This is a genomic window from Nocardioides ultimimeridianus (assembly GCF_054777895.1).
The window spans coordinates 1-1,523 of record NZ_BAAHAB010000027.1; the positions used below are offsets into that span (position 1 = coordinate 1).

The 1,523-nt window shown below is 37.8% G+C and carries 1 protein-coding gene; it reads left to right on the forward strand.

Going from position 1 to position 1,523, the window contains the following annotated elements:
- The first annotated feature begins 145 nt into the window (after positions 1-145).
- Positions 146-1,441 carry an ISL3-like element ISEfa11 family transposase gene (locus ACYU8V_RS22175; protein WP_002297218.1) on the forward strand — a complete coding sequence of 432 codons (1,296 nt, stop codon included), beginning with the start codon at positions 146-148 and terminating at the stop codon, positions 1,439-1,441.
- The last annotated feature ends 82 nt before the right edge of the window (positions 1,442-1,523 follow it).

Consider the following 1,523-nt stretch of genomic DNA (forward strand, 5'->3'; position numbering starts at 1 on the left):
AAAAAAACTGGCTCTATAATTTATGGGACTGATGAATCAGAATTGATTCTTCAGCCCCATTTTCATTTTAGGTATTAAAAAACATATCGTTCTCTAGTATGATTAAATCACCACAAAATAAACAACTGAGAGGACGATACGCTATATGAATGATTCTATCAAAAAAATGCTGAGAATAACAGAGAAAGATTTGATGATTACAGAGGTCTCTTACGAGACCCTTCAGAAGAAAAAGACGTTGGTCGTCGATGCTGTTCTCTCGCCTACTCCTCGTGCTTGTAGAAGTTGTGGTTCTACTGTGGTAGATGGAAACGGGAAAGCAATTATAGTGAAAAATGGAAAAAAGGAAACGATTGTCCGTTTTGAACAATACAATCATATGCCTTTGGTTATGCGCCTAAAAAAGCAACGCTATACCTGTAAAAACTGTCGCACCCATTGGACGGCTCAAAGTTATTTTGTCCAACCCAGACATTCAATCGCAAATCATGTTAGATATAAAATTGCTTCTTTACTGACTGAAAAAGTATCTTTATCTTTTATTGCGAAAAGCTGTCAGGTATCTTTGACCACCGTTATTCGTACATTGAAAGAGTTTAAAAGCTATTTACCAAAGCAATCTAAGAAGATCCTCCCCAGAGTATTGATGGTTGACGAATTTCGTTCGCATGCTTCCATAGAAGATAAGATGAGCTTTATTTGCGCGGATGGCGAAACAGGAAAATTAATAGATGTTTTGCCTACGCGTAAATTACCTCGATTAACAAGCTATTTCTTAGGTTGTACCAATCCAGAAGAAGTAGAATTCTTGGTGACAGACATGAACGCCGCCTACTTCCAGCTCACCAAACGTGTTCTGCCAAATGCGAAAGTCGTGATTGATCGGTTTCATATTGTCAAACACATGAATCAAGCGTTCAATGAGTTGCGTATCCGTGAAATGAATGAACTTCGTAAAGCCGGACAGAAAAGCCAGGCAGAAAAACTGAAAAAGAACTGGCGCTTTTTGCTAAAAAATCGTGCAAACATCAACCATTATGAATACAAAACATGGAAAAGTTTCCGAGCACCAAAATACCCATTTCTTACTGAAGCAATGATGATTGATCGATTGCTTGAGTTTTCTCCGCCCCTAAAGGAGGCGTATCCCTTTTTTCATGAATTAGTTGAAGCCTTTCGAGACAAAGACCCTGACTTATTTTTCTCCTTATTGGCAGAACTTCCCGAAACGTTAGATGACAGCTTTCGGGAAAAGCTTCAAAACCTTCTGACCTATGAAGAAGGCATCACCAACGCAATGATCTATCCTTATTCCAATGGAAAAATAGAAGCGAAGAATACCCACATAAAGACAATGAAACGAGTATCCTACGGATTTAAATCATTTGAGAACATGAGAATTAGAATCTTTTTGATCAATCAATTAATCAATGTAAGATAACAAAAAATCTGAGCCAGAATGTGGTTCATTCTGACTCAGATTTGATTTTGCACAACTCATCAGTCCTTATTGACAAAGAGCC

Excerpts from the sequence above, each read along its gene's own strand:
- ACYU8V_RS22175 (WP_002297218.1), top strand. The coding sequence starts at position 146 with ATGAATGATTCTATCAAAAAAATGCTGAGAATAACAGAGAAAGATTTG.